Source organism: Neochlamydia sp. EPS4 (assembly GCF_000813665.1).
Lineage (GTDB): Bacteria > Chlamydiota > Chlamydiia > Chlamydiales > Parachlamydiaceae > Neochlamydia.
The window spans coordinates 19389-27371 of record NZ_JSDQ01000058.1; the positions used below are offsets into that span (position 1 = coordinate 19389).

Annotated in this window: 4 protein-coding genes; all 4 read left to right on the forward strand. The window is 38.1% G+C overall.

What is annotated here, in order from left to right:
* Nucleotides 1–76: 76 nt before the first annotated feature.
* The 4 genes from DB42_RS05850 to DB42_RS05865 all read left to right on the forward strand — a co-directional run bounded on the left by DB42_RS05850 (nt 77) and on the right by DB42_RS05865 (nt 6281).
* Nucleotides 77–520, forward strand: a complete 444-nt coding sequence (locus DB42_RS05850) for a LexA family transcriptional regulator (protein ID WP_080502755.1) — start codon at nt 77–79, stop codon at nt 518–520.
* Nucleotides 498–1781: a Y-family DNA polymerase gene (locus DB42_RS05855; protein WP_044882147.1), complete on the forward strand. Its 1284-nt coding sequence runs from the start codon at nt 498–500 to the stop codon at nt 1779–1781. The genes DB42_RS05850 and DB42_RS05855 overlap by 23 nt, the downstream gene beginning before the upstream one ends.
* A gap of 100 nt (nt 1782–1881) precedes the next feature.
* Nucleotides 1882–3969: a sodium-translocating pyrophosphatase gene (locus DB42_RS05860; RefSeq protein ID WP_044882148.1), complete on the forward strand. Its 2088-nt coding sequence runs from the start codon at nt 1882–1884 to the stop codon at nt 3967–3969.
* A gap of 188 nt (nt 3970–4157) precedes the next feature.
* Nucleotides 4158–6281: a hypothetical protein gene (locus tag DB42_RS05865; RefSeq protein WP_044882149.1), complete on the forward strand. Its 2124-nt coding sequence runs from the start codon at nt 4158–4160 to the stop codon at nt 6279–6281.
* The last annotated feature ends 1702 nt before the right edge of the window (nt 6282–7983 follow it).

The following is a 7983-nucleotide window of genomic DNA, read 5'->3' on the forward strand; positions in this document are numbered from 1 at the left end:
TAGTTGTGGTTAAATTTAAAAAACCTAAGCAAATTTTATGCTCTAGGGTTTAAGTAGTTTTATTAGGAAGTTTTGTATGAAAACACAGACGATAGATGAAATTTTTTATCCAAGCTCCTCAGTTGCCAAACAGTTATGGATTCCTTTATTCCAAGACAGTGTTTCGGCAGGTTTTCCTTCACCAGCAGAAAATTATATAGAAAAGCGTTTGGATCTAAACGAGCTGCTGGTCAAGCATCCTGCAAGCACGTTTTTTGTACGGGTGCAGGGAGATTCTATGCATGAAGCCGGGGTCTTTTCAGGAGATATTCTGGTTGTGGACCGAAGTCTAGAACCGTTAAGTGGTAAAATCATAGTAGCTATTGTAAACGGTGAGTTTATGGTCAGACGCTATGTATTAGGACCACAAGGCATACAGTTAGTTTCAGCTAATTCATCCTATTCGACTTTATACGTAAATGCTGCCCTGGATTTTCAAGTATGGGGGGTTGTTACTTATGTCATTCACCGACCGCAGTGAATTTATGTATGCTTTGGTGGATTGTAATAATTTTTATGTTTCTTGTGAGAGAGTTTTTAATCCGCGTTTGATTGGAAAGCCTGTAGTAGTGCTTTCAAGCAATGATGGGTGTATTATAGCCCGTTCTAAAGAAGCTAAGTTTTTAGGAATCCTAATGGGCGCTCCCGCTTTTGAATATAGAGATTTATTTAGGAAATATGATGTAAAAGTCTTATCATCCAATTATACCCTATATGGTGATATGTCTCATCGTGTGATGCGCACGTTGCAGCAATTTTCACCCGAAATAGATATATACTCTATCGATGAGGCTTTTTTAAAAGTAGATACGGTAGATAAGGAAGCTTATTGCAGAGAAATTCAGCGCATCATTCTCCAGCATACAGGCATACCTACATCTATTGGCCTAGCGCCTACCATGACTCTTGCTAAGATAGCCAATGATATGGCTAAAAGATATTCTGCTTGCCATAATGTTTTTTCCATGGAGGCTTTTGAAGTGCGCGAAAAGGTGCTGTGCCAGCTTTCTATTGATGAGATTTGGGGGATTGGAAAGAAAATTTCCTCTTATCTACATCGCCAAAATATACACACAGCCAGCGAGTTTAAAAATTCTGAAGACCTATGGATAAAAAAAAATCTTTCAGTTACAGGTTTACGAATAGCATGGGAACTGCGGGGAGTATCATGCCTATCCTTAAAAGAAGCTCCTGCAGCTAAAAAATCCATCACTTGTTCACGCTCTTTTAGCAAAGCTGTTTCAGATTTAAATGAGCTGTTAGAAGCTATTTCAACGTATGTTTCCATAGCGGCTGAGAAATTGCGCAAACAGCAGAGCCGAGCTTCATTTATAGATGTATTTTTGATGACTAATAAGCATCATCATTCCCCTTATCACTATAATAACATGCAAATTACTTTACCTCAACCTAGTGACTATACACCCAAAATCATCACTTATGCTAAGGAAGGAGTAAGGCGCCTATTTCGCGAAGGTTTTTTATATAAAAAGACAGGGTTGACTCTGGGAGGTCTAGTATCAAAAGGTGGCTACCAACTTGACCTTTTTGAAGAAAATCATTTTAGCAATAAAAAAGAGCAAACCTTAATAAATTTAATAGATCAATTAAATCATCAATATGGCCGCCGAGTAATAAAAATGGCTGCAGAAGGCATTAAGCAGCCATGGAAAGCTAGGCAAGAAAATTGTTCTCCGCGCTATACTACCTGCTGGCAAGATATCTTAACTATACAGATATAGGATCCATCTTTCATAGGTTTTATCTTTTCCTGTTGAACTAATTCCTCTCTCTCTACTATTTTTATTTTTTTTCATTAACCAAAATCAAAGAGGAAAACTAATGTTGTCATACGAAGATGGATTTTTAATCGTATGCGGCCTTTTAGCCTTGTTTTACGGAATTTTGACAATACGTTCTGTCTTATCCCTAAGCACAGGCAATGAAAGGATGCAAGAAATAGCAGCAGCTATTCAAGAGGGGGCTCGTGCCTATTTAAATCGTCAGTATCAAACGATTAGCCTAGTGGGAATCGTAGTATTTGCACTTTTAACCTGGTTATTGGGTTGGTATGTAAGCGTTGGCTTTTTAATTGGAGCTGTTTTATCTGGGCTGACAGGCTATATTGGCATGAATATCTCTGTGCGAGCAAATGTTCGTACTACAGAAGCTGCAAAGCAAGGTCTTCAGCAAGCCCTAAATGTATCCTTCAAATCGGGAGCCATTACGGGTCTTTTGGTGGTTGGCTTTGGTTTAATAGGGACCGCAGGATATTACATTTTTTTAAAAAATTCTGCTATTCCTGCTCGCGAACTTCTTGAGTCTCTCGTCGCTTTAGGTTTTGGTGCTTCCTTGATTTCCATTTTTGCTCGCTTAGGAGGAGGAATTTTTACCAAAGGTGCAGATGTCGGTGCGGACTTAGTAGGAAAAATTGAGGCAGGTATTCCGGAAGATGATCCACGTAATCCAGCTGTTATTGCTGATAACGTAGGGGATAATGTAGGGGATTGCGCAGGAATGGCAGCAGACCTTTTTGAAACATATGTGGTTACCATCGTAGGGACTATGCTGCTTGCTGGCATGTTTTTTCAAGGTATTATCTTAGAAAAAATGATGTACTATCCTCTAGCTATTTGTGCAGTTTGCGTAATAGCCTCTATTCTCGGAACATTTTTCGTACGTCTTGGAGCTACCCATGATATTATGAAAGCTCTTTATAAAGGATTTTTTGCTACCGCAGTCTTTTCTGCCATGGCTATTGCAGGGTTGACTCATTGGCTATTAGGCTTTGATATTGCTTATCAAGCAAATAATCATGTCTTTAATGGATTTAATCTTTTTTGTTGCGCACTTACTGGTCTGGTGGTAACAGGTCTACTTATGTGGATTACAGAATATTATACTTTGACAAAATATAGACCTGTGAAAAGTATTGCAGAGGCGTCTACAACAGGACATGGCACGAATGTTATCCAAGGCTTAGCTATCTCTTTAGAAGCTACAGCCCTTCCAGTCGTTGTAATCTGTGCTGGTATCCTTGTCTCTTACTTGAATGCAGGTTTATTTGGGATTGGGGTGGCAGCTACAAGTATGTTAGCTTTAGCCGGAATGGTCGTTGCTTTGGATGCCTATGGTCCTGTAACAGATAATGCAGGGGGCATTGCAGAAATGAGTAATTTACCAGAATCTATCCGCAAAACTACAGACGCACTTGATGCTGTGGGAAATACCACTAAAGCTGTAACAAAAGGTTATGCTATAGGTTCAGCTGGCTTTGCTGCCCTTGTCCTTTTTGCAGCCTTTATACAAGACTTGGCTCACTATTTTCCTGATAATGTAGCGAACTTCCATTTGCAAAATCCTTATACAGTGGTAGGTTTGTTCATCGGCGGCCTTCTTCCCTATCTATTCGGAGCTTTGTGTATGATGGCTGTAGGCCGTGCAGCAGGCGCTGTAGTCGTAGAAGTACGCCGTCAATTCAAAGAAATCCCAGGAATTATGCAAGGAACTGCACGTCCGGATTATGGAAGCGCAGTCGACATGCTGACAAAAGCTGCAATCAAACAAATGATTATTCCTTCCTTGCTGCCAGTATGCGCTCCTTTTCTAGTCTATTTTGTAATTCTGTATGTTGCAGGGCAAGATGAAGCCTTCGTAACCCTAGGCGCAATGCTTCTTGGGGTAGTAGTGACAGGTCTTTTCGTAGGTTTATCTATGACCTCTGGTGGAGGTGCATGGGATAATGCTAAGAAGCTAATTGAAGAGGGGAATTATGGTGGAAAAGGTTCTCTTGCTCACCATGCTGCTATCACCGGGGATACTGTCGGCGATCCTTACAAAGACACGGCGGGTCCTGCAATTAATCCCATGATAAAAATTGTTAATATTGTCGCTCTTCTCTTGCTAGCTATTCTTGCAGCATGGAATTAGCCTCTTTTAATCTTTTCAGATACCCCCTTTTAATAAAGGGGGTTAATCTATTCCATGATTCATACATCAAAATAGTATTGCAAATTATTTAATTAGTGGCTATTGTGCCATGGTCAACTACTGCTTTAGATTCAAACTCAAACGTTTGTGTGCTAAAATTTATTATAAATTGTATGATGGAGTAATAAATGACAAGTTGGTTTTCTTCCTTCTATGATTATACTTATAGTTGTGCAGCAGATTTACACAGTTATATGAAAGATCTACGGCGTCCTGATTGCACTCTTATTGCCAGTTTAGAAAGGTTTAATGCCGTTCCAAAAAAAATTTCTTCGAGCACTTCCGCTAAATGCAAATCTATAAGATCCAAATCTCTACCCCCTTCGCCCCTCCAGCGTCAAGATATTTCTCCCTCTGAAGTTTTACTATTAGGCGATGAAAGGGTTAATAAAATCGTTTATAGGGTCCTAGAAGAATTGCATAATAATGTAAGAGTGACGACTGACCATCTAACTGACCATCTGAAAGAGTATTCATTTCAGTCTATGTATGGAGCGAGAAGCAAAAAAGAAGGACCTTTTCCTTTTGCAAATTTACATGAGCACACAGAGGGTGCTATACCACCCTGGGAGCTTGAAAAGTTAGTAAAAAAATATAGCCTCTATTATGACGAAGCCAAAAAAGCTTGGAGAAGGAAGAAGACGCCCACAAAAAATGGGCTAAAGAGCGATAATACTCCTGCTAGGCTTACATGGCAAGAAATTGAAGAACGGTATAGTATGCCGCTACGTACATTTTTACACCAACTGTGCTGCGTTCCGGTTAATCAGCCCCTTTCTGAGAAATTATCTTTTAAGTTTAAAGAGGATTTTTTTAGTAAAAAGTTTGATGAAACCTTTGGACCGATAGGCAGTATCTTAGATAGAATTCCTTTAAGTGAACAACTTCTGATTATTTTATATCAAGCAGAGCTAAGCAATATTATTTATAATGAACTCATGTTTGGCTTGTATGTAGTGCCTGTACCTAGCACATTTATTGAAGAGGTGGAACTTCAAATTAAAGCTGATGAATGTGAGCACATCGAAGAGATGCCTATTGATAAAATTGAGCAATTTATTGAATACCTTATTAACCCGAAACATACTCTAGATGCCTTATTAACGGATAGCGAAAAAAACAAGTTTAAAAGAAAGCTACAAGGCAGATATAGAGATAAAGTAGGCCAAGATCCACAGAAAAAGATGGAGAATCTAGAGGAGGAGTGGAAAAGTTTACTCAATATGACATACGTAGAAGCCTTTAAAAAGGTGATGACTGATGAGCTTGATCAAGCCGAACTAGATATTAATCAGCAGATTAATATTCTATTAAAAAAACAGAATGTTAAACTGCGGCCGAATGTATTTGATGCCAGAAATCCCATTACTATTAAATTAATCTTTGAAGTTATGCGCCATTACTCGCTAGGTGAATTTTTTGCTTGGGCATTGGCAGCCTCGGCATACATTGCAACTGATGAAAAAGAACGAATAGTTGGCTTGACAGTGGATGGCCCTCAGAATACTGCCAATTCAATAAATAATTTTTATGATCAAATAGCTATTATTAAAACCTTGCGTAAGCATTATCCTGCAGTTAAAGTTACCTATCATACTCTTGAATTTGCCAGTTCGCATTATGATAGCATACATAAATATGTGAAAGATGAGCTTTCTAGTGTCTTAAAGGTGTCCGAGCGTATAGGGCATGGAACGATGATCGCGGATACAACAAATCTGATAAAAAATTTAAAACTTTTAAAAAGAAATAAACTAGTTGAAATATGCCTGACTACTGTGCAAGCAACTACAGGCGTTAAAATAGAAGAAGTGCCTTTAAAAGCTTTGTTAGAACAAGGCATCGCCGTTAACTTAAATACAGATGATCCTGCTATTGTAGACACTAACTTGCGGGAAGAGTTAAGGAGAGCGATAAAATTAATAGGGATTTCTCCTGCAGACACCATTAACATGATGCGCAGTGCCATTCATTTTTCTTTCCTACCTGGTGAAAGCATTTATAATGCTGTGGAAGCAAGAACAAAAGTAGATGGACGGCTCGTAACCAAAATTTGGTATGATTTGAAGTTTCCCGAAGAGCATGGTATTCGAGATCTAAGCAGAGTAAGTGCTAAAGAGCTCAAGCTGTGGCAGCTAGAAGATGAATTACAAGAGTTCTGTAGATATATTTACCATAATATGGACCCTTTATTTCAGCTGGGTTACATTAAAGAAGAGTCTCTTGCTGATGAAGAAACCTTTATTGAATAAATATTTCAAAGCAGCAGATTGGCGACAAAAGGTAGAGGCTGTTGGAAAAACTTTTGTAAGTAAAGGCCATTTTGGTTAGCAGCTGCTTTAATAATAATTTCTAGCTAAAGGGCTTAAAAATAGGGGGCTTCCTAAATTATCAAAAGACGATGCTTTGTAGATTAATTAATTCTATTAAAAGCTTCTGGTCTGCCTAACTTGCATCAAGGGATGGGACTTACTAGGGATAAAACTTCCCCTCCCCCCATTTTTTTCGAAAAGATTTTGAACTCAAGTGATGATTATCCTTTTGTTATTTCCTTGTCCTCCCCATTAAGTTTTGAAATTTCTTTATTCAAGCTAGCCTTAGCAATTGCTAGTAATTCTCCCAAACTCTTTGAAGATTTCCTTTTGTACCATTTATTTCAGCAACTTTATAGCTTACCTTAAGCACTCCTACTATTCTTTTGTGAATGATGGAATTCTAGCGACGTCATCAGATTGGCTTTAAGGATTAGCTTATATCTTATAGCAGATGGAAGAAATATCTTTGGGTCCGTCTTCGTTTTTTTAGGGTTTGTGTGATTAAAGCTGAAAAAGAAGGGTAATTTTGCCAGGCTAAGCTATCCTTTTATCTCCCTTTTAAAAGTAAAGAGTTTAAAATTTTGACACCGACCTTTTTCCCCTTAGCTTCTTTAAGAGAAAGCAATTGATCAATTAGGCTTTATGCCATCTCTAGGCAGCTCTCTTAAGTTTACTATGAATAAGTTGACTAAAGTCTTTAGCGTCAAACTCCTGCTCAGCCAGCATCTACTCAAACTTAACTTAGAGTTGTAACTACTTGTTGGATAAAGTATGCTAAAAGTTGGCTTTTAGTGATGGATGGCTGCCTTTTTTCTTTCTTTGTTTTCACCTGGCATAATTACACTATTTCTTAATCTCTTCAAAACCGATAGGAAAAATATATTCTTCCTAGCAAATAAGGTTTAGCAAGTAATTTGCCTCTTATATTTGATCTTCCTTGTCGACGAGAAAAGGTCGCTAGACAGTTGTTTTCCTTTGGATAGAGCTTTTCTTCCATCGTCTCATCAAGCATCAATACACCTCTCTTACTTTGTTCTAGATGGTTCACTTGCTTTTTAACCTACTACTCTAGTTCTTTTGATCTCTGGCTTGGTACTAAGAAAGTCGGTAGGTTTTATCAAGGCTAATCTGGCTTTCTTAAAGATTGGATAACCTTGTAGCTGTCGTTTGTTGATTCTGGCTGATAAGATGAGTAGAAAATGTTAATACCTATTAGAAAGCTTTGAAGAGTAGGCCAAGCAAAATTCCTTTGCTATTAAAAGCTCTTGCTATATACGCCAAACAGCTAAATGAAAAGTAGTGTGAGCTTATTCATATAAAAGTTGAGTGGATAGCTTATGAATGAGTTCGCTTCATTTTGCTAATCACTGGTAGGGCACGCGTTAAAGTTAGGTGGGCATAAAAAAGATACTGCAAATAATAGTTGAATGATAAAAGGAATATGCTATACTAACCCTCACAGTATAAGCCCTCTAAGTGCCTATTTCAACTTAATTGATTTTCCTAACCCCTTTTCTTAAGCCAGCGATATTATCTTCGCCTATAAGACAAAAAAAGCTAGAAGCCAAAGATAATTAAGGAAAAAGTTTGCTAATTTTCAGGAGTTTAGGAAAAAAAAGAGGAAAAAGGAAAATAGGGG

Excerpts from the sequence above, each read along its gene's own strand:
- DB42_RS05850 (WP_080502755.1), top strand. The coding sequence starts at position 77 with ATGAAAACACAGACGATAGATGAAATTTTTTATCCAAGCTCCTCAGTT.
- DB42_RS05855 (WP_044882147.1), top strand. The coding sequence starts at position 498 with ATGTCATTCACCGACCGCAGTGAATTTATGTATGCTTTGGTGGATTGT.
- DB42_RS05860 (WP_044882148.1), top strand. The coding sequence starts at position 1,882 with ATGTTGTCATACGAAGATGGATTTTTAATCGTATGCGGCCTTTTAGCC.
- DB42_RS05865 (WP_044882149.1), top strand. The coding sequence starts at position 4,158 with ATGACAAGTTGGTTTTCTTCCTTCTATGATTATACTTATAGTTGTGCA.